The organism is Sinorhizobium sp. M4_45, assembly GCF_002885915.1.
GTDB classification, from domain to species: Bacteria; Pseudomonadota; Alphaproteobacteria; order Rhizobiales; family Rhizobiaceae; genus Sinorhizobium; species Sinorhizobium meliloti_A.
This window is the reverse complement of the sequence record NZ_NWVE01000001.1, coordinates 499,741-517,375: the sequence shown is the minus strand read 5'-3', so window position 1 is coordinate 517,375 and position 17,635 is coordinate 499,741. Positions and strand designations below refer to the sequence as shown.

At 62.4% G+C, this 17,635-nt stretch carries 20 protein-coding genes and 1 pseudogene; 7 read left to right on the top strand and 14 right to left on the bottom strand.

Annotated elements, in window-relative coordinates; genetic code table 11:
- Positions 1-4: 4 nt before the first annotated feature.
- From CN933_RS02485 to CN933_RS02470, 4 genes are all read right to left on the bottom strand, one after another.
- Positions 5-391: a nitrile hydratase accessory protein gene (locus CN933_RS02485; RefSeq protein ID WP_018095387.1), complete on the bottom strand. Its 387-nt coding sequence runs from the start codon at positions 389-391 to the stop codon at positions 5-7.
- Positions 378-1,037, bottom strand: coding sequence for a nitrile hydratase subunit beta (gene nthB, locus CN933_RS02480; RefSeq protein ID WP_018095388.1), 660 nt, complete (start codon positions 1,035-1,037; stop codon positions 378-380). The genes CN933_RS02485 and nthB overlap by 14 nt, the downstream gene beginning before the upstream one ends.
- The gene (gene nthA / locus CN933_RS02475) at positions 1,034-1,675 is read right to left on the bottom strand and encodes a nitrile hydratase subunit alpha (RefSeq protein ID WP_018095389.1); all 642 of its coding nucleotides are present in this window, start codon (positions 1,673-1,675) and stop codon (positions 1,034-1,036) included. Before nthA ends, nthB begins: the two co-directional genes overlap by 4 nt.
- Before the next feature lie 67 nt (positions 1,676-1,742).
- Positions 1,743-2,336, bottom strand: coding sequence for a LysE family translocator (locus CN933_RS02470; RefSeq protein WP_018095390.1), 594 nt, complete (start codon positions 2,334-2,336; stop codon positions 1,743-1,745).
- A gap of 447 nt (positions 2,337-2,783) precedes the next feature.
- On the opposite strand from CN933_RS02470, the pseudogene CN933_RS02465 reads away from it, so the two are divergent.
- Positions 2,784-3,158: pseudogene (locus tag CN933_RS02465) on the top strand (SAM-dependent methyltransferase); the annotation flags it as partial.
- A 102-nt stretch (positions 3,159-3,260) separates the two neighbouring features.
- Here CN933_RS02465 and CN933_RS02460 read toward each other — a convergent pair.
- Positions 3,261-3,485 carry a hypothetical protein gene (locus CN933_RS02460; RefSeq protein ID WP_003533858.1) on the bottom strand — a complete coding sequence of 75 codons (225 nt, stop codon included), beginning with the start codon at positions 3,483-3,485 and terminating at the stop codon, positions 3,261-3,263.
- 156 nt (positions 3,486-3,641) lie between these two features.
- The gene (locus CN933_RS02455; RefSeq protein WP_003533862.1) at positions 3,642-3,851 is read right to left on the bottom strand and encodes a cold-shock protein; all 210 of its coding nucleotides are present in this window, start codon (positions 3,849-3,851) and stop codon (positions 3,642-3,644) included.
- A 311-nt stretch (positions 3,852-4,162) separates the two neighbouring features.
- Between CN933_RS02455 and CN933_RS02450 the strand changes: the two genes are divergently transcribed.
- Positions 4,163-5,008: an aldo/keto reductase gene (locus CN933_RS02450; protein ID WP_018095392.1), complete on the top strand. Its 846-nt coding sequence runs from the start codon at positions 4,163-4,165 to the stop codon at positions 5,006-5,008.
- 122 nt (positions 5,009-5,130) lie between these two features.
- Here the strand turns inward: CN933_RS02450 and ilvN are convergent, their stop codons facing one another.
- Positions 5,131-5,703, bottom strand: coding sequence for an acetolactate synthase small subunit (gene ilvN, locus CN933_RS02445; protein ID WP_018095393.1), 573 nt, complete (start codon positions 5,701-5,703; stop codon positions 5,131-5,133).
- A 21-nt stretch (positions 5,704-5,724) separates the two neighbouring features.
- A complete protein-coding gene (locus CN933_RS02440; protein WP_018095394.1) occupies positions 5,725-7,503 on the bottom strand; it encodes an acetolactate synthase 3 large subunit in 1,779 nt (592 codons plus the stop codon).
- 347 nt (positions 7,504-7,850) lie between these two features.
- On the opposite strand from CN933_RS02440, the gene CN933_RS02435 reads away from it, so the two are divergent.
- The 3 genes from CN933_RS02435 (at position 7,851) to CN933_RS02425 (ending at position 10,833) form a co-directional block, all read left to right on the top strand.
- A complete protein-coding gene (locus CN933_RS02435) occupies positions 7,851-9,887 on the top strand; it encodes an ATP-binding protein (RefSeq protein WP_018095395.1) in 2,037 nt (678 codons plus the stop codon).
- 112 nt (positions 9,888-9,999) lie between these two features.
- Positions 10,000-10,350, top strand: coding sequence for a hypothetical protein (locus tag CN933_RS02430; protein WP_018095396.1), 351 nt, complete (start codon positions 10,000-10,002; stop codon positions 10,348-10,350).
- A gap of 42 nt (positions 10,351-10,392) precedes the next feature.
- Positions 10,393-10,833, top strand: coding sequence for a DUF6841 family protein (locus CN933_RS02425; RefSeq protein ID WP_018095397.1), 441 nt, complete (start codon positions 10,393-10,395; stop codon positions 10,831-10,833).
- 65 nt (positions 10,834-10,898) lie between these two features.
- Here CN933_RS02425 and miaA read toward each other — a convergent pair whose 3' ends face one another.
- A complete protein-coding gene (gene miaA, locus CN933_RS02420) occupies positions 10,899-11,810 on the bottom strand; it encodes a tRNA (adenosine(37)-N6)-dimethylallyltransferase MiaA (protein ID WP_018095398.1) in 912 nt (303 codons plus the stop codon).
- On the opposite strand from miaA, the gene serB reads away from it, so the two are divergent.
- Together serB and CN933_RS02410 are read left to right on the top strand one after the other, a co-directional pair.
- Positions 11,809-12,696 (top strand): phosphoserine phosphatase SerB, encoded by an 888-nt coding sequence (gene serB / locus CN933_RS02415; RefSeq protein ID WP_018095399.1) that lies wholly within the window; start codon positions 11,809-11,811, stop codon positions 12,694-12,696. The genes miaA and serB overlap by 2 nt on opposite strands.
- Positions 12,693-13,268, top strand: a complete 576-nt coding sequence (locus tag CN933_RS02410) for a GNAT family N-acetyltransferase (RefSeq protein WP_018095400.1) — start codon at positions 12,693-12,695, stop codon at positions 13,266-13,268. The genes serB and CN933_RS02410 overlap by 4 nt, the downstream gene beginning before the upstream one ends.
- Positions 13,269-13,299: 31 nt before the next feature.
- Here CN933_RS02410 and CN933_RS02405 read toward each other — a convergent pair whose 3' ends face one another.
- The 5 genes from CN933_RS02405 to hflK form a co-directional block, all read right to left on the bottom strand.
- On the bottom strand, positions 13,300-14,808 hold the full coding sequence (locus CN933_RS02405) for a Do family serine endopeptidase (RefSeq protein WP_018095401.1): 1,509 nt from the start codon (positions 14,806-14,808) through the stop codon (positions 13,300-13,302).
- 209 nt (positions 14,809-15,017) lie between these two features.
- A complete protein-coding gene (locus tag CN933_RS02400) occupies positions 15,018-15,404 on the bottom strand; it encodes an ACT domain-containing protein (protein ID WP_003534920.1) in 387 nt (128 codons plus the stop codon).
- A 5-nt stretch (positions 15,405-15,409) separates the two neighbouring features.
- Positions 15,410-15,595 carry a DUF2065 domain-containing protein gene (locus CN933_RS02395; protein ID WP_018095402.1) on the bottom strand — a complete coding sequence of 62 codons (186 nt, stop codon included), beginning with the start codon at positions 15,593-15,595 and terminating at the stop codon, positions 15,410-15,412.
- A gap of 7 nt (positions 15,596-15,602) precedes the next feature.
- Positions 15,603-16,535, bottom strand: a complete 933-nt coding sequence (gene hflC / locus CN933_RS02390) for a protease modulator HflC (RefSeq protein WP_018095403.1) — start codon at positions 16,533-16,535, stop codon at positions 15,603-15,605.
- Complete coding sequence (gene hflK / locus CN933_RS02385; protein WP_018095404.1) at positions 16,532-17,620, bottom strand: FtsH protease activity modulator HflK; 1,089 nt, start codon at positions 17,618-17,620, stop codon at positions 16,532-16,534. The genes hflC and hflK overlap by 4 nt, the downstream gene beginning before the upstream one ends.
- Between the last annotated feature and the right edge of the window lie 15 nt (positions 17,621-17,635).

Genomic DNA, 17,635 nt, shown 5'->3' with positions numbered 1-17,635 from the left:
TCCCTCAACGCAGAGGATCATTCGCGAGCGCGATCGGCGTTCCGTGCGGCGTCGCTTCCGCTGCGCGCTGCCAACTGCCGACCAGCGCCTCCAGTTCGGGGCCGGAAGCGAGGGAGAGTTCCGTTACCAGACGGCTCAGCGCCGCAACCCAGCAATCGTAGTAGTCGCTGCCGTCCGCCCTGCGGCCGGGCTTGTAGAGCTCGGCCGAAAGCGCTTCGGCCCATTCGCTCCACGAAAATACACCCTGCTCGTGAAGCCGCACGGTCATGGCGAAGGCGACCGCCTGCCAGGGTTCGGCAAAGACGGGATCGCCCTCGCGCGATTTTGGCAGTTCCGCCGAAGCCAGAAGCGGGGAACGGGCAGGAGCAGGCGTCGATCTATGCGGGTTCAAGATAGCTCTCCCAGGCATCGATAGAGACGGTAAGCGTGGGGTCCGCGCCCTCACCCCAGATCTCGCCTGCGTCGAAGACCACCGTGTAGAGCCATTGCGGGTTCTCGCCCCTGCCGTGGGCGTTGTCGTCCGGGAAGACGAAGCCGCCCTGCACGGCCTCCACCATGCCTGTCCTGGCGCGGGCGTAGCGCGGCAGGCGCGTGTGGCTCTCCGGATTGAAGTTCTTCGTACGCACTCTCTCGCCGGCGGCAAAACGCGGCGGCATTTCGACCGGCCGGTCGCATGGCCCGCCCTTGGCGAGCACGCCTGCCACCATATCCGCTGTGAGCACCCGCTTCGGCTCCCGCCCCTTGTCGAGCATATGGCCGGCGTCGAGCTCGGCTTCCGTCACGAAGCCGTGGCGCTTCAGAAGCGTTTCCAGCGCCCGCGTCCAGATTTCATAATAGCTCGCGGAAAGATAGGTCGCCGGGGGCAGGCTTTCGCGCGCGTGCCGGCTTTCGTCCAGCGTCCAGGCACCGAAAGCGCCACAGGAAAGCGTGATGCCGAGCGCCCGCTTTTCCCACTCTGCATGGAATGTGGGCTCGTTGCGTTCCGGAGCGATCGGGCCCATGCCATGCTGACCTCCGAGATCGTGCGGGCCGTTCATCGTACCACCTCCGGCGATAGGGCTAGCCCGGTGCCGATCATGGAATCGCGCGTCACGAGCTCTGCCAGGGCGTCCTCACCGAAGCCATCGGTACCTTCCGGCCGCTCCGGCACGACGAGGTAGCGCAGTTCGGCCGTCGAATCCCAGACGCGAACCTTCTTTTCAGCCGACAGCTCGAGCCCGAATTCGGCAAGCACGCCGCGAGGATCGATAACGGCGCGCGAACGATAGGGCGGCGCCTTGTACCACACCGGCGGCAGCCCCAGCACTGCCCAGGGATAGCAGGAGCACAGCGTACAGACGATGAGGTTGTGCGTTTCGGGCGTGTTGAACACCGCACGCATGTGCTCGCCCTGGCGCCCGGTGAAACCGAGGCTGGCGATCGCCGCGGTCGCGTCGCGTTTCAGCCAATCGGCAAAATCGACGTCGCTCCAGGCCTTGGCGACGACGCGCGCGCCGTTTCGCGGTCCCACCTTCGTCTCGTACGCCTCGACGATCGCGTCGATCGCCGCAGGATCGATCAAACCCTTTTCCGTCAGCACCGTCTCCAGTGCCTTAACCCGGGCTTCCATGTCGGTCAGATGGTTGTCGTGGTGATGGCCGTGATCGTCGCCATGCCCATGATGGTGCTCGGACATTCCTGGCTCCTCTACCGAAGGCTACTGATCTAAATGCGTGACCCTAAAAACGTCGCGTGTCGGCGGACTATCTGAGCATCGGCCAAAGACTGACGACGAGCAAGACGGCCATGGTGATGTTGAACCATTTGAGCCGCGCAGGTTCCGAGAGCCATTGCCTGAGGGCCGAGCCGAAACCCGCCCAGGTCGAAACGCTCGGCACATTGACGAGTGCGAAGACGACGCCGACGACGAGCACGCTCATGAGATAGCTGTCGCTGCTCGTATAGGTGGCCATGGCCGAAACCGCCATTACCCAGGCCTTCGGATTGACCCATTGGAAAGCAGCCGCCTGCAGGAAGGTCATCGGCACTGCATTCGCCTTTCCTTCGCCGAGCGAGCGAGACGTGCCGATCTTCCAGGCGATCCAGACGAGATAGGCGCCTCCGGCGAACTTCAGGGCCGTATAGAGGAGCGGCACGGAATGAAGCAGCGCGCCGAGACCGAGCCCCACGGCAATGAGAAGAACGAAGAAGCCGATGCCGATCCCCAGCATATGCGGAATCGTGCGCACGAAACCGAAGTTCACGCCCGAGGCGAACAGCATCATGTTGTTCGGTCCGGGCGTGATCGATGTCGTTAAGGCAAACAGGAACAGCGCCAGAAGCGTATCCAGTTGCATGAGTTCCTCCAAAGCCGCGGGTCTGCCGAGAACGCCGCTACAAACCTGGGATTCGCGTCGCGTAATCCCGCGGGCGGCGACCCTGGTGGGTCAAGCTAGCTGACCCAAATGCAACCGCCACCCAAATCTTGTCACGGTGACAAACCGAAAGCCGGGGATGCTGCACCGCCTTGACCCCTAACCTTTTCCATGGGATAGCCACGCTATGTGTGAACATGACACCCACATTGTCGCCCGGTTCGCCGGCATCCCAACAGGCGGGATGCAGGGGCTTCGCACACGCTGACAACAGCGCCGCGCGTCTATTATACGCGCAGGCACGCGCAACCCCTCAGCCTCGCTCAAAGCGGACGGGGCTTTCTTCTAATTCAGGCGCCCGTCCATCGTCATCATGGAGATGGAAAATGGCACAGAACGTTTACGACAAACCCGAATTCTTCACCGGCTATCGAAGACTTCGACCGGCTGGTGCGAACGATCCATAGCAGTCTCCTGCCCGGATCGCATTTCGTCTTCACCATCGAACATCCGGTCTACATGGCTCCGACGAACCCTGGCTGGTCCACGGACGCCGAGGGCCGCCGCATCTGGCCGCTCGATCGCTACTCGGCCGAAGGAAAGCGTGTCACCGACTGGCTTGCAAAAGGCGTCGTCAAGTATCACCGCACGCTCGGCACCACATTGAACACTCTGATTTCAGCCGGTTTTTCGATCCGCCGCGTTCAGGAGTGGAGCCCGACCGCCGATGAGATCGCCCGCAATCCGGACCTCGCGGAAGAGGTCGACCGGCCGATGATGATGCTCGTTGCCGCACAAAGGTAGGAGTCTCGGCCGCGCGGGATGCGCGAGTAGCGTTTGCCATCCCTTGCCGCCGCCCTGTTGGAGGGCAAGCGCCGAATTCAGGAAATATGCCGTAAAGTCCGGCTACTTTCGCTTCTGCGCCTTGCCCTTCTTTGCGGGGGCGGCAACTGGATTTGCCGCCTCCTCGGCCTCTTTCTCCAGCCGCATCTGTTTGAGCCGGGCGGTCTTCTTCACACGCGCCGCAGCTTCCTGCTCGATAATGGCGCGTGATGCAATTGTGGCCTGATCCGCGCGATCCGCAGGGTTCTTCTTCTCGGCCTTGAAAATACGATTGCCGACGTCCTTCATGCGAGATCCTCCATCAAATTTCAGCCAATAAAAAAGGCCGGGACAGGCCCGACCTTCCTCATCATCTCAACCCGCCGCGCCAGTACATCCGTGGTCACGGGCGGGGAGATAATAATGTCATGAAGTGCCGTGTTAGGGCACAAACGCGCGATCCGTTCAGAGAGCGCGAAGGTTGTCCGCCGAGGTCTTGCCCGAGCGCCGATCCTGCGTCAGCTCGAAGCTTACCTTCTGCCCGTCTTTCAGCGTGGACAGGCCGGCGCGTTCAACCGCCGAAATATGGACGAACACGTCAGCGGCGCCGTCATCTGGCTGGATGAAACCGAAGCCCTTGGTGCTGTTGAACCACTTTACCGTTCCAGAAGCCACGTCGATGTCCTTTCAATAGCCATGGAAAACCGCCACCGCATAAAAACGGTGTATCAAAACCGATGTTGTCAGGATTTTCGTGACGATGCGCCTTGGCGCAGAAACAAATATCGTCGATCAATATCGATACCGAGCTATGTAGGTCATCATTGTGTTTCTTACAAGGCACAATTTTATTTTCTTTCGAGAGAAGACTATCGGCGCGACCGCACGCGGCGGCGTGTCACGGCCGCAATGCTGCGACTTGCTTGTGGACTTTCCCCCACGCGGCCTTAAATCTCGGAACTGGAGCAACTCTCAGGACAATCCCTATGCACGATCCGATCCCGACCATCGTTTTTCCGGACGGCCGCAAGGTTCCCGCGCTCGGCCAGGGGACATGGCGCATGGGCGAAAACCGCGCGAAGTCCGCCGACGAGATCCGCAGCCTGCAGACCGGGCTCGATCTCGGCATGACGCTGATCGACACTGCAGAGATGTACGGCGACGGCGCTGCCGAACGTATCGTGGGAGAAGCGATCCGGGGTCGGCGCGACGAGGCATTCGTCGTCAGCAAGGTGCTGCCCTCCAACGCCAGCCGCGCGGGTACGGTTGCCGCCTGCGAACGCAGCCTGCGCAATCTCGGCATCGACTGCGTCGATCTTTACCTTCTGCATTGGCGCGGGGGCTATCCGCTCGCCGAAACTGTCGCCGCCTTCGAAGAGCTGAAGAAGGCCGGCAAGATCCGCGCCTGGGGCGTATCCAATTTCGACGTCGACGACATGGAGGAGCTGGCGGCCGTTCCTGACGGCGGCAACGTCGCGGCCAATCAGGTGCTCTACAATCTCGCCCGCCGCGGCATCGAATTCGACCTGCTGCCCCGGTGCCGCGATCGGGGCGTGGCGGTCATGGCCTACTCACCGCTCGACGAAGGCCGCCTTCTGCATGACGCCGATCTGATTCACATCGCCAAGGCGCATCAGGCGACGCCCGCCCAGGTGGCACTCGCCTTTTTGAAGACGCGTTCCGGGGTGATTTCGATCCCGAAGACCGGTTCCCCCGAACGCGCCCGCGAAAACCGCGACGCGATGGATATCCGCCTTACGACGGAAAATCTCGACGAACTCGACCGCCACTTCCCGCCGCCGCGAAGGAAGACGCGGCTGGAGGTGATTTGATGCCATAGGGTACCCAGACGGGCGAAGTGGGCTTGTAAGGGTGCTGCAGGTACAACCCCTCCCACCTCTGGGGAGGGGTTGGTAGGGGCGCGCGCCGAAGGCGCGCAATCTTCCTCGCTTCTTTACATTCCCTGGGGCCCGCGGTTCATCGCGGCGATGCCGGTGCGGCAGACTTCGATCAGCCCGAGCGGCTTCATGATGGCGATGAACTGCTCGATCTTGGAAGGCTTGCCGGTGATCTCGAAGACGAAGTGATCGATGTTGGCGTCGATGACCGAGGCACGGAAGGCATCGGCGAGCCTGAGCGCCTCCACCCGATGTTCGCCCGAGCCGTGTACCTTGACGAGCGCCAGTTCACGCTCGATCGGCCGCTCATGGCCCAGACCGGCGGCGCGGACCGTGAGGTCTACGACGCGGTGCACCGGCACCAGACGTTCGAGCTGGTTCTTGATCTGCTCGAGCACGTGCGGCGTGCCGCGGGTCACGATGGTGATGCGCGAGAGATGAGCCTCGTGCTCCGTCTCGGAGACCGTCAGGCTCTCGATATTGTAGCCGCGGCCGGAGAAAAGGCCGATGACGCGGGCGAGCACGCCCGGCTCGTTGTCGACCAGAACGGAAAGTGTGTGCGTTTCCGCAAGCTCCGTTTCCTTGGCGATGAAGTAGGCGGAGCCCGTCGCCTGAAGATGTGCATTCATTTTCCTGTTCCTACCTTGTCCTCAAACGAGCTGACGGCCCTTGGCATCGATGGCGTTGGCGACCACCTCGTCCGTTGCCTCGTCGGGGAGCAGCATCTCGTTGTGCGCCTTGCCCGAAGGGATCATCGGGAAGCAGTTTGCAAGATTGGCGACGCGGCAGTCGAAAATGACCGGGGCCGGTGTGTCGATCATCTGCCGGATCGCATCGTCGAGCTCTCCCGGCTTTTCGCAACGGATGCCGACGCCGCCATAGGCCTCGGCGAGCTTGACGAAGTCCGGCATCGCCTCGGTGTAGGAATGCGACAGCCGGTTGCCGTGCAGGAGCTGCTGCCACTGCCGGACCATGCCCATATATTGATTGTTCAGGATGAAGATCTTGACCGGCAGGCCGTACTGGACCGCGCACGACATCTCCTGGATGCACATCTGGATCGAGGCGTCGCCGGCGATGTCGATGACGAGGCTCTCCGGATGCGCGACCTGGACGCCGACCGCGGCCGGGAATCCGTAGCCCATGGTGCCGAGGCCGCCCGAGGTCATCCAGCGGTTCGGCTCTTCGAAGCCGAAGAACTGCGCGGCCCACATCTGGTGCTGGCCGACTTCGGTGGTGATGTAGGTGTCGCGGTCCTTGGTGAGCTCGTACAGCCGCTGGATCGCATATTGCGGCATGATGACGTCGGCACTCGGCGTATAGGCCAGCGAGTTGCGCGCCCGCCACCTGGAGATCTCTTTCCACCAGTCGCCAAGCCGCGCCTGGTCGACCGTCTTGGCCGCAGCACGCCACAGGCGGATCATGTCCTCGAGCACAGCGGCGACGTCGCCGATGATCGGAACGTCGACGCGGACGTTCTTGTTGATGGAGGACGGGTCGATATCGATGTGGATCTTCTTCGAGTTGGGCGAGAAGGCATTGAGCCGGCCGGTGATCCGGTCGTCGAAGCGCGCGCCGATGCAGATCATGAGGTCGCAATCATGCATCGCCAGGTTGGCTTCGTAGGTCCCATGCATGCCGAGCATGCCGAGCCAGTTCTTGCCGGAGGCCGGATAGGCGCCGAGGCCCATCAGCGTCGACGTGATCGGGAAGCCGGTGAGCTCGACCAGTTCGCGCAGGAAATGTGCGGCCTGCGGCCCGGAATTGATGACGCCGCCGCCCGAATAGATGACCGGCTGGCGCGCCGTTTTCATGAGCGCGACCGCCTCCTCGATCCTCTTCAGGTCCCCTTGGGTCTTCGGCTGGTAGCTCTTCTGTGTCGGAACGGCCGAAGGCGGCGTATAGGTACCGGTTGCGAACTGGACGTCCTTCGGAATGTCGACGACGACCGGACCCGGACGGCCCGACTGAGCAACGCGGAAAGCCTCATGGATGACGCGGGCGAGCTCGTTGACGTCCCTGACCAGCCAGTTGTGCTTGGTGCAGGGCCGGGTGATGCCGATCGTGTCGCATTCCTGGAAGGCGTCCGAGCCGATCAGCGACGTCGGTACCTGCCCCGAAATGCAGACGAGCGGGATCGAGTCCATCAGCGCGTCCTGCAGCGGCGTGACCGCATTGGTTGCTCCCGGGCCCGAAGTCACCAGCATGACGCCGACCTTGCCGGTGGAGCGGGCATATCCTTCGGCCATATGGCCGGCGCCCTGCTCGTGGCGGACGAGAATGTGCTGGATATCCTCCTGCTGGAAAATCTCGTCGTAGATCGGGAGCACGGCACCGCCGGGATAGCCGAAGATGTGTTCGACGCCATTGTCTTTCAAAGCCTGGAGAACGATCTCCGCGCCCGTCATCTGGTTCTCAGTTCCGCTCATTGGCCTGCTTCCGTCCCTCGTTCAGGTTTGGGTGAATAACGTGTTTGAAGGCATAAAAAAAGGCCCCGTCAGGAGCCTCGTTCAGCGCATGGGTGGCTACCGCCGGATGGTTACACCATCCTGCCCATGCGCCGTCCCACCACAAGAATAACCGCGAAATTTTTCATGGGGCGATTTGTTAAACGGAAATTCCCCATCCGTCAACGGCTTTGGCGTGTCCCGATCGGCACGGCCTGCGAGCAACCAGTTATTAAACCGCAGCCGCTATCCTGGGACGCAGCAAGGAAAAGGCGCCGGATTCGGCGCGCATCCTGCTGCTGATTGGCGTTTTCGCCCGAGGTGCTGCGTTGCTCGAAAGTGGAAATCAATCGGCGCCTCGCGCCGCCGAGACGGATCGCCGCGATACGTTCAAGCCCGGCAATCGATTTCTCGGGCGGGTCGTCGCCTGCAACGGCTCGCGCGCCACGATCGCGGCGGTCGCAGAAAATGGCGAGACTTCGCTCACCGAGCTCTGGTCGGTCGGCAAGCTGGTTTCGATTTCCGTCGGCACCAACCGTGTCGTCGCCCTCGTCTATTCGATGCAGACCGTTTCCGAGGGCTGGGGCGAAGAGGTCAACAATACTTTCCGCATCGAAGTGGAATTGATGGGCGAGGTTCATGTCGGTCCGGATGGGCGGGAAGAGTTTTCCGCCGGCATCAGCCGCTATCCCTATCTCGGAGCGATTGCCCACCGCATCCGCGTGAGCGATCTCGCCCGCATCTACGACTCCGGTCAATCGGACAGTTGCGTCATCGGCAAGCTGACGCAGGATGAAAGTCTCGACGCCACCATCCATGTGCCTTCCATGCTTGCCAAGCACTTTGCGATCGTCGGCACCACCGGCGTCGGCAAGTCGACCGCCGTGACACTGCTCCTGAACAAGGCGATCGCCGCCGACCCGAAGCTGCGTGTGCTGATCCTCGATCCGCACAACGAGTTCGCCGCCGCCTTTCCCGACCAGGCGGTGGTCATCGACACGGATACGCTCGACCTCCCGTTCTGGTTCTTCCGGCTCGAGGAGTTGGCCGAGGTCATCTTTCGTGGACGCCCGCCGGTGCCGGACGAACTCGATATCCTGCGGGACGTCATCGCGGACGCGAAAAAGGCATTCAAGGGCGGAGAATCCGCCCTGATGCGGCGGCAGACGGAAAAGAGCTCGATCACCGCGGATACCCCCGTCCCATACCGTATTGCCGATCTTCTGGCGCTGATCGATGAGCGCATTGGGCGGCTCGAGGGACGCAACGACAAGCCGTACCTGCGCTCCCTCAAGGTCAGGATCGTCTCCGCAGTCAACGATCCGCGCTACCATTTCATGTTCTCGCAGAACACGATCACGGACACGATCGAGGACACGATTGCAAAGATCTTCCGCATTCCGGGCGACGGCAAGCCGATCGCCACCTTCGAGCTTGCCGGGATCCCGTCGGAAGTCGTCAACTCCCTCGCCTCCGTGCTCTGCCGCATGGCCTTCGAGATAGGCCTCTGGGGCAATGGCGCCATCCATATGCTGGTCGTTTGCGAAGAGGCGCACCGCTATGTGCCGGCCGATCCGTCGCTCGGCTTTGTGCCGACACGCCAGGCTATTTCACGGATCGCCAAGGAGGGTCGCAAATACGGAGTCTCGCTCGGCATCATCACCCAGCGGCCGGGCGAGCTCGATCCGACGATCCTGTCGCAATGCTCGACGGTCTTCGCCATGCGGCTCGCCAACGATCGCGACCAGGAAATCATCCGTTCGGCGATCGCCAATTCGTCGATCTCCACCACCAGCTTCATTTCCTCGATCGGCAACGGCGAGGCAATCGCATTCGGCGAGGCGGTCGCAGTACCGATGCGCATGCGCTTTGCCCGCGTCGACGATGCGCGGTTGCCCCGCGCCCACGGCATCACCGACAAGGTTGACGACGACGCGCAGCCCCTCGCCGACCTCCGTTCGATCATCAGCCGAATGCGTGCCGTCAACGGTCCCGACATATCGAGTTTCCAACAGAGCTATCTGGCGTCACAGACCAAGCAGGCGCCGGCGCTCGAGGATAATAACCGGAGCGGCAGAGGCACCGGGACCGAGATCGCGGACTCCCATTCGCGCCGATACCCCGCATTCGAGCCCTATAGCCCCGACATGCTTCCCCGCCCGTCCGAGCCGGGAAACCAGGAGTTCGAACGCTTCAGCCGGATTCGCGACCAGATCCTGTCCGGCGAGGCGGAAAGGATATCGGGCCGGCCCGCCGAGGCGCCCGGCCGATCGGATGCAGGCTTCGCCACGCCGGCACCGCGTCACGAGGGGTCGCTTCGCGAAAGCCTGCTCAGGCGACCACTCGGCAGCCTCATCCGCAAATAGAGCAGAAGCGGAGGGCACGGTGCGTCCTGGCCGCTCAACCTGCCCTGATTGCAATTTTGGATCCGGGGGCTCCTCTCAAGCGTTGAGGTGACGTCAAGGCGAGGAGACGATCATGGACGACAATGACGCATGGAGAAACGAGCGGCGGCTCTGGCTCGAGGGCTCCGATCCCTATCGCGAATTGCTGGACGAAGACTGCATCATGGCATTCCCCGCGCCGGTCGGTCTGCTGCGCGGACGATCGGTCATAATCCGAAGTCTCCAGGGAGTTCCGCGGTGGGAGCATCTCACGATCAGCGAGAAAGTCATGAGCCGGATCGGCGAGAACTTTATCGTGCTCGGCTATCTTGCGGAGGCGAGACGCGCGGAAGGTGAGCCTTATGCGGCCTGTTGTACCTCGACCTATCACGGCGTTGGAGCAGACTGGAAGCTTATTCAACACCAGCACACGCCGGTTGATTGACGGCCCGCAAGCCTCCGCCTCCGTTGCGCGGCGCAAATTGGGATGGAAATCATGGAAGAGATTTTGACGCGCTTCTTCGAGCGCTACGAGAGCATGGCCAATCAGGTCCTTGCGGGGGCGCTTCCGGTCGGAAGTACGACCTCCGCCTTCGCCTCGGACTTTATCGCCGCCTCGCCGGCCGGAGTCATGACGGGAAAAAACGACGAAACCCTGACGGCTTCGATGGAAAAGGGTTATGCCCGCTATCGTGCTATCGGCACCAGGGAATTGAAGATCCGCAAAACCACGGTAACGCCGATCGATGCGCTGCATTTTCTCGTAAGAGTCGATTGGCGCTCCGTCTTCGACGCCGAGGAACAGCCGAATGTCACCATCGATTTCGAGGTTCATTACCTCGTTCAGCTGAGTGGCGGCGAGCCGAAGATTTTCGGCTGGATCAGCGGCGACGAGGAGGCGGTATTGAAGGAGCACGGCATCGACTGACGCTTCTGATGCCGCTTCAGACCGCAGCATAATGCTCCAAGGAGCCTCAGCCCTGTGCTTGTTGTTCAGCCCAAGGCATCCGGACCCTCGATACGCTGCCAGGTCTCGTCAAGCTGATTGCGAAACCAGGTCATCTGACGCTTGGCATATTGGCGCGTTGCCGCCGCGCCGGCCTCGATCACCTGCGCCTCGCTCATCTCGCCTTTCAGCATCGCAGCGATCTGTGGGACGCCGATCGCCTTCATCACCGGCATCTCCGGAGGAAGGCGAAGCGCGAGAAGCGCGCGCACCTCCTCGACGGCGCCTCTCGCAAGCATCGTCTCGAAGCGCCGATCGATACGGCCATGAAGAAGCTGCCGCTCCGGCAATACGACGATCTTCTGCGCGCGCGCCGGGTCGATGTTCACCGGCCCACGGCTCTGCTGGTAAGATCCTATCGGCCTTCCCGTGGCCTCGATTACCTCCAGCGCACGCACGATACGCTGCCCATCGCCGGGTTGCACGCGCGCCGCCGTCTCCGGATCGCGCCCGGAAAGTTCCCGGTGCAGCGCCTCGGCGCCTTCCTCCGTCAGGCGCGCGCGCAGGCGCTGGCGGATCGCGGGCGGAATCTCGGGCATATCCGATAGCCCTCCGATCAGCGCTTTGAAATAGAGGCCCGTGCCGCCGACGAAGACCGGCAGCCGCCCTTCCTTCCTTAGCCGCGCCACGAGCGCTTCCGCTTCGCGGAGCCACACGCCGGTGGAATAGGCCCGGCCCGGGGGGACGTGACCGTAGAGGAAATGCTCGACGCCCCCCATCTCGCTTTCATCCGGCCGCGCGGTCAGGACTTTCAGCGTCCCGTAAACCTGCATGCTATCAGCATTGATCACGACGCCGCCGTGTCTTTGCGCGAGCTTCACCGCGAGCGCGGACTTGCCGCTGGCGGTCGGCCCGGTTATCAGGATCGCGTCGATGTCTTTCGCAAGGTTTTGCATCATGGCTCTCGTTGCCACGCTTATCGCCAATCCGTCAAATCCCGTTCTGTCGCCAGCACGCGCGGAAGCGGCAGCGGAAAGCCTCGACGCGTCCGGGCTTTATTGGCTCGCGGACGGTATTGCCTGCGACATCGTGTTGAGGGATGGCGCCGAGGCCGGCGAAGCGGAAGCTCGGCTGCGCCAGTCGGTCGCCGGCGCCGCGATCGACGTCGCCGTGCAAGATGCCGAAAGCCGCCGCAAGCGATTTCTGATCGCCGACATGGACTCCACCATGATCGGGCAGGAATGCATCGACGAGCTGGCCGCGGAAGTCGGCTTGAAGGAAAAGGTCGCGGCAATCACCGCGCGTGCCATGAACGGCGAGATCGCTTTCGAGCCGGCACTCGTCGAAAGAGTGGCGCTTCTCCAGGGCCTGCCCGTTACCGTCGTCGATGAGGTCATCGCCACGCGCATCACATTGACGCCGGGTGGCCGCGAACTGATTGCCACCATGAAGGCGAAGGGACATTACAGCGCCCTCGTCTCCGGCGGCTTCACCGTATTTACCGGCCCTATCGCAGAGAAGCTTGGATTCGACGAAAACCGTGCCAACATTCTCCTTGAAGAAAACGGCAAGCTGACCGGCGACGTTGCCCGGCCGATCCTCGGCAAGCAGGCCAAGGTCGACGCGCTCATCGACATTTCGGAACGGCTCGGGATCACGCCGGCGGACGTCATCGCCGTCGGCGACGGTGCCAACGATCTCGGAATGCTGCAGCTTGCCGGCACTGGAGTGGCGCTCCACGCCAAGCCCGTCGTTGCCGAGCAGGCGAAGATCCGCATCGACCATGGCGACCTCACCGCCCTGCTCTACCTCCAGGGATACCGCAAGACGGATTTCGTGACGTGATCATTCTAGAGACCGAGCGGCTCAGGCTCCGTGCCTGGGCCGAGACCGACCGCGAACTCTTTGCCGAGATCAACAACGATCCCACGGTCATGGAGTTCTTCCCGTTCCGCCGAACACGCGCGGAGGCCGACGCGCTTTTCGACCGCAACAACCGCAACATCTTCGAAACCGGCTTCGGCTTCTTCGCGCTCGCGCTCCGTGAGAACGACGCGCCGGTCGGCTTCTGCGGACTTGCACGCACCGATCTCGAACCGCACCTGCCCGACGGCACCGTCGAGATCGGTTGGCGCCTGGCTCTCCGCCATTGGGGAAAGGGCTACGTAACGGACGCAGCGCGGGCGCTTCTCGATTACGGATTCGGCGAGAGGAAGCTTGGGGAGATCGTTGCCATCGCCGTTCCGGCCAACACGCGCTCCACCGCCGTCATGAAGCGGATCGGCATGCGCCCCGATTCCATGCGCGACTTCGATCATTCCGGCGTCCCGGACACGCATCCGCATCTCAAACGCCACGTGCTTTACGCAATAACCGCGGAAGAATGGCGGCGGGATGGTCTTGCCGCGATGCGGTAACACCCCGTCGCCACGGCCGAGAGCGCGTGCTCTATTCCATCCGCACCGTCACGAAACGCAGTTCGCCGGTCTTGTTCGCGATCATCAGCAAGGCGTTGCGGCGTCCGTCGGCCTTCAGTTCGGTGACGCGTGAGGTAACATCCTCCGGCGTTTCCATGGCTTCCTGACCGAGTTCGACGATCACCTCGCCCGGCTCCACCCGGCGCTCGGCCGCTGGCGAATTGGGTTGCACCTCGGTGATCACGACGCCTTTGACGCTTTCGACGATGCCGAAACTCTGGCGGCGGTCGGCGTCGAGCTCGGCAAGCTTCATTCCGAGCACGGTGTCGCTTGCAGGCAGTTGCGCGGCCGGCGGCTCGCCGGGCTTCGCCTCACCGCCGTTCGGCAGCACTTCTCCCGGTTTCGCATTGGCGAGCTGCTCGCCATCCTCCAGCCGGCCGAGCGTCACGCGAGCGGTCTGCTCCTTGCCGTCGCGGATAATGACCACATCGACCGCCTTGCCGACCGGGCTCTCGCCGACCGTGCGCATGAGATCGCGAATTTCCGCGATATCCGTTCCGTCGAAGCGGATGATGATGTCGCCCGGCTTGATCTCGCCCTTGGTGATCGGACCGCCCTCGATGATGCCCGAAACGAGCGCGCCGCGTGGGAGCTCCATCTTCAGGCTCTCGGCGATATCGTCCGTGACGGGCTGGATCCGTACACCGAGCCAGCCACGGCGCGTCTCGCCGAATTCCCTGAGCTGATTGACGACGTTCACCGCAAGCTCCGCCGGCACGGCAAAGCCGATACCGACCGACATGCCGGTCTGCGAAAGGATCGCCGTATTGATGCCGACGACCTCACCCTGCATGTTGAAAAGCGGACCGCCCGAATTGCCGCGGTTGATCGCCGCATCGGTCTGGATGAAACTGTCGTAAGGGCCGGCATTGATATTGCGGCCGCGTGCGGAGACGACACCCACGGATACGGATACGCCCAGGCCGAACGGATTGCCGACGACCATCACCCAATCGCCGATCCTGATCTTTCGCGAGTCGCCGAAGGAGACGGCCTTGAGCGGCTTCTTCGGTTCGACCTTCAGGAGGGCGAGGTCGGTTTTCGTATCCATGCCGACAAGCTTCGCCTTCAGCTTCGATCCATCGGAGAAATTGATCTCGATATCGTCGGCATCCTGGATGACGTGGTTGTTGGTGACTATGTAGCCAGCCGGATCGATGATGAATCCCGAACCGAGCGAGTTGACCGTGCGCGGCCGACCGCCCTCGCCGCCTTGTCCTCTGAAAAACTCGTCGAAGAACTCCTGATGCGGCGACCCTTCCGGCACCTGCGGCATCGGCGCATTGTCGTCGCTCTTGACGTTCTGCGAAATCGAGATGTTGACGACGGCGTCGAGCAGTCCCTCGGCGAGATCGGCAACGGACGGCGGGCCGGCCGGAGGTCGGGACGTGGCCGTCTGGGCCAGCGTCGCATTGGTGAATATGAGTGCCGTCGCGGCCGCCAGCACCAGGCCGCGGAAGAATTCGGGTCGTTTCGACAAGTCGCTAGGCTCCTATCATTTCCCTTACATAACGCCGGCCCCCGGTCGTCCGGCAAGGATGATGCATGAACATCGTTCGGCTGCAACGAACTACAGCGCAGCGCGACCCGATCGAGACGCGCATCACGCGAACCTTCTCTTGAAGATACGGCGGAATTCCGAAGCGTCCAAACACGATTTCCTGATCCGGGCAGCGAACAGGCGGCGCCTCAGATGGTTATTTCGTGCCCGTGCTCTTTCAGAGCCTCCACGGCCTGCTCGAGATTGGACCCCGCGACGAAGACGTAATCGGTGCTGAAGGTCGAATTGGCGAAGACGCCGACACCTGCCTCCGAAAGCGGTCGCAGCACCGACGACAGAACGCCGGGCACGTCGAAACTGAAATGCTGCTCGATGCGGAAGCAGCGCCAGCCGAGCGAACTCTGCACGCTCGATGGGACACGGGCGGCACGACAGACAAGCGTCATTTCCTCGCGGGAACTGGAAACCGTCCAGAATCCCGGGCCCGGCAGCCACTCCGGAATCGCGGATCCGACATTCAAACGGGTAATGGCATATTCGGCATCGACCAGCCGGATGAGCAATTTATGTGGCATTCGCATTATCCTCGAAGCAACCATACGAGCCCGACGCCGACGGCCACCGAAGTCAATCCGGCCAATCGGAGCTGATGTTCAGGGACATACGGCAATCGCCTCGCCAGTTCCACCAAAACCAAAGGGGCCAGTGCGTACACCAGCCCCTCGATGATCAGGAAAAAAGCCAGACCGGTCAGAAAGTCGGACATCGTCCGCTCAATCTGCGGTGGTCGGCGCCGCCAGGCCCGGGCCCGGTAGCGGTTGGTCCGCACCGTCCGCGCTGTTGAAATAACGGAAGAATTCCGAATGCGGCGACAGCACGATGGTTGTTTCCGGGCTGCCGATCGACTGCGCATAGGCAGCCATCGACCGGTAGAACTCGAAGAAGCCCGGATCGCGCTGGAATGCGTCGGCAAATATCTGCGTCCGCTCCGCTTCGCCCTCACCGCGCAGGATTTCCGAATCACGCTGCGCTTCGGCAACGATCTCGACCACTTGACGATCCGCGATCGCGCGGCGTCGCTGGCCTTCCTCGTTGCCCCGGGCACGGATCAGTTCGGCTTCGGCCAGACGTTCCGCCTTCATCCGTTCGTAGGTCTGCTGCGAGACTTCCTGGGTCAGGTCCGTACGGCGGATGCGCACGTCCTCGATGTTGAGACCAAGCGACTCGGCATCCGCGCTGAGGTCCGTACGGACCTCACGCATCATCGATGCGCGTTCGTCGGAAAGCGCCGCCTCGAATCCCCTCAGACCGTAAACCCGGCGCAGCGACGCATCGAGGCGCGTCCTAAGCCGGGACTCCGCAGATTCCCGGTCTCCGGAAACCGTCTGCCGGAAGCGGCGGGGATCGGCGATCTTGTAGACGACGAATGCATCCACCTCGTAGAATTTGCCGCCGGAGACCTGCACGCGGATATTGTCGAGGTCGAAACGGAGTGCCTGGTCTTCGACATACTGGACGCGATCGGCGTCCATGAAGCCGAATGGAAGCTTGAAATAAAGACCCGGTTCGCTCTTCACCTCCCGGATCTGACCGAAGCGAACGACGATCGCCTGCTGGCGCTCGTTCACGACGAAGACCGAGGAATAGACGACGAACAGGACGGCGGCGAGGACGATCAGGATTATTGAGCTGCGATTGTTGATCATTGGTTTCCTCCCGACTGAACGGGCCTGCCGATTTCGTTGAGCGGCAGGTAGGGCAGCACGCCCTGGCCGTTCTTCTCGTCCAGAATGACCTTCCTGGACTTGCCGAGAACGCCTTGCAGCGTTTCGATGTAAAGCCGCTTGCGCGTGACCTCGGGAGCCTTGGAATATTCGTCGTAGACCGAGATGAAGCGCTGAGCCTCACCCTGAGCTTCCTTGACGACGCGGTCCTTGTAGGCGGCCGCCTCTTCGCGGATCTGGGCGCCCTGGCCGCGAGCCCTGCCGAGCACCTGGTTGGCGTACTGGTTCGCCTCTTCCACGAAGCGGTCCTCGTCCTGTTCGGCGCGCTGCACTTCGTCGAAGGCATCGGCCACTTCACGCGGCGGTGCGGCGTCCTCGATCGCAACGGTATTCACCGATATGCCGGCGCCGTAAGTATCCATCGTCGCCTGGATCGTGTTTTTCACGTCCGCGGCGATCGCCTGGCGGTTGTCGCGGAAGATATCCTGGGCCGGACGGCGGCCGACGACCTCGCGCATTGCGCTTTCGGCCACCTGCTGCAGCGTGTCGGCCGGGTTCTCGACATTGAAGAGATAGGCCTTCGGGTCGGTAACCGAGAACAGCACCGAGAACTGCACGTTGACGATGTTCTGATCGCCGCTGAGCATCAGGCCGGCATTTGACTGGCCCGTGCGGCCGCCGATATTCTGCTGCTGCTCCGTCACTTTGACGATCTCGACGGTTTCGAGCGGCCAGAAGTGATAGTGCAGGCCCGGCATGGAGATTTCTTCCTTCGGCTTGCCGAAGCGCATCTCGACGCCGCGTTCATCCGGCTGAACGGTATAGATGGAATTCAGCAGAACGAAGCCGAGGACCAACAGGCCCACGATGACGAAGATCCCGCCGTTGAAGCCTCCCGGAACCACGTTTTTCAACTGATCCTGGCCACGCCGGATGATCTCTTCCAGATCCGGCGGACCACCTTTTCCGCCGCGTGGCCGGTTGGGCCCCTGGCCCCATGGCCCCTGATTGCCGCCGCCGCCGCCCCACGGGCCGCCGCCGCCGCCATTCTGATTGCTCCAGGGCATTAAATCCTCACTTCC

Bases quoted from the DNA above. Each gene is read 5' to 3' on its own strand.
- nthB (WP_018095388.1), bottom strand. From the start codon at position 1,037: ATGAACGGCCCGCACGATCTCGGAGGTCAGCATGGCATGGGCCCGATC.
- nthA (WP_018095389.1), bottom strand. From the start codon at position 1,675: ATGTCCGAGCACCATCATGGGCATGGCGACGATCACGGCCATCACCAC.
- CN933_RS02470 (WP_018095390.1), bottom strand. From the start codon at position 2,336: ATGCAACTGGATACGCTTCTGGCGCTGTTCCTGTTTGCCTTAACGACA.
- CN933_RS02460 (WP_003533858.1), bottom strand. From the start codon at position 3,485: ATGAAGGACGTCGGCAATCGTATTTTCAAGGCCGAGAAGAAGAACCCT.
- CN933_RS02450 (WP_018095392.1), top strand. From the start codon at position 4,163: ATGCACGATCCGATCCCGACCATCGTTTTTCCGGACGGCCGCAAGGTT.
- ilvN (WP_018095393.1), bottom strand. From the start codon at position 5,703: ATGAATGCACATCTTCAGGCGACGGGCTCCGCCTACTTCATCGCCAAG.
- CN933_RS02440 (WP_018095394.1), bottom strand. From the start codon at position 7,503: ATGAGCGGAACTGAGAACCAGATGACGGGCGCGGAGATCGTTCTCCAG.
- CN933_RS02430 (WP_018095396.1), top strand. From the start codon at position 10,000: ATGGACGACAATGACGCATGGAGAAACGAGCGGCGGCTCTGGCTCGAG.
- CN933_RS02425 (WP_018095397.1), top strand. From the start codon at position 10,393: ATGGAAATCATGGAAGAGATTTTGACGCGCTTCTTCGAGCGCTACGAG.
- serB (WP_018095399.1), top strand. From the start codon at position 11,809: ATGGCTCTCGTTGCCACGCTTATCGCCAATCCGTCAAATCCCGTTCTG.
- miaA (WP_018095398.1), bottom strand. From the start codon at position 11,810: ATGATGCAAAACCTTGCGAAAGACATCGACGCGATCCTGATAACCGGG.
- CN933_RS02400 (WP_003534920.1), bottom strand. From the start codon at position 15,404: ATGCCACATAAATTGCTCATCCGGCTGGTCGATGCCGAATATGCCATT.
- CN933_RS02395 (WP_018095402.1), bottom strand. From the start codon at position 15,595: ATGTCCGACTTTCTGACCGGTCTGGCTTTTTTCCTGATCATCGAGGGG.
- hflC (WP_018095403.1), bottom strand. From the start codon at position 16,535: ATGATCAACAATCGCAGCTCAATAATCCTGATCGTCCTCGCCGCCGTC.
- hflK (WP_018095404.1), bottom strand. From the start codon at position 17,620: ATGCCCTGGAGCAATCAGAATGGCGGCGGCGGCGGCCCGTGGGGCGGC.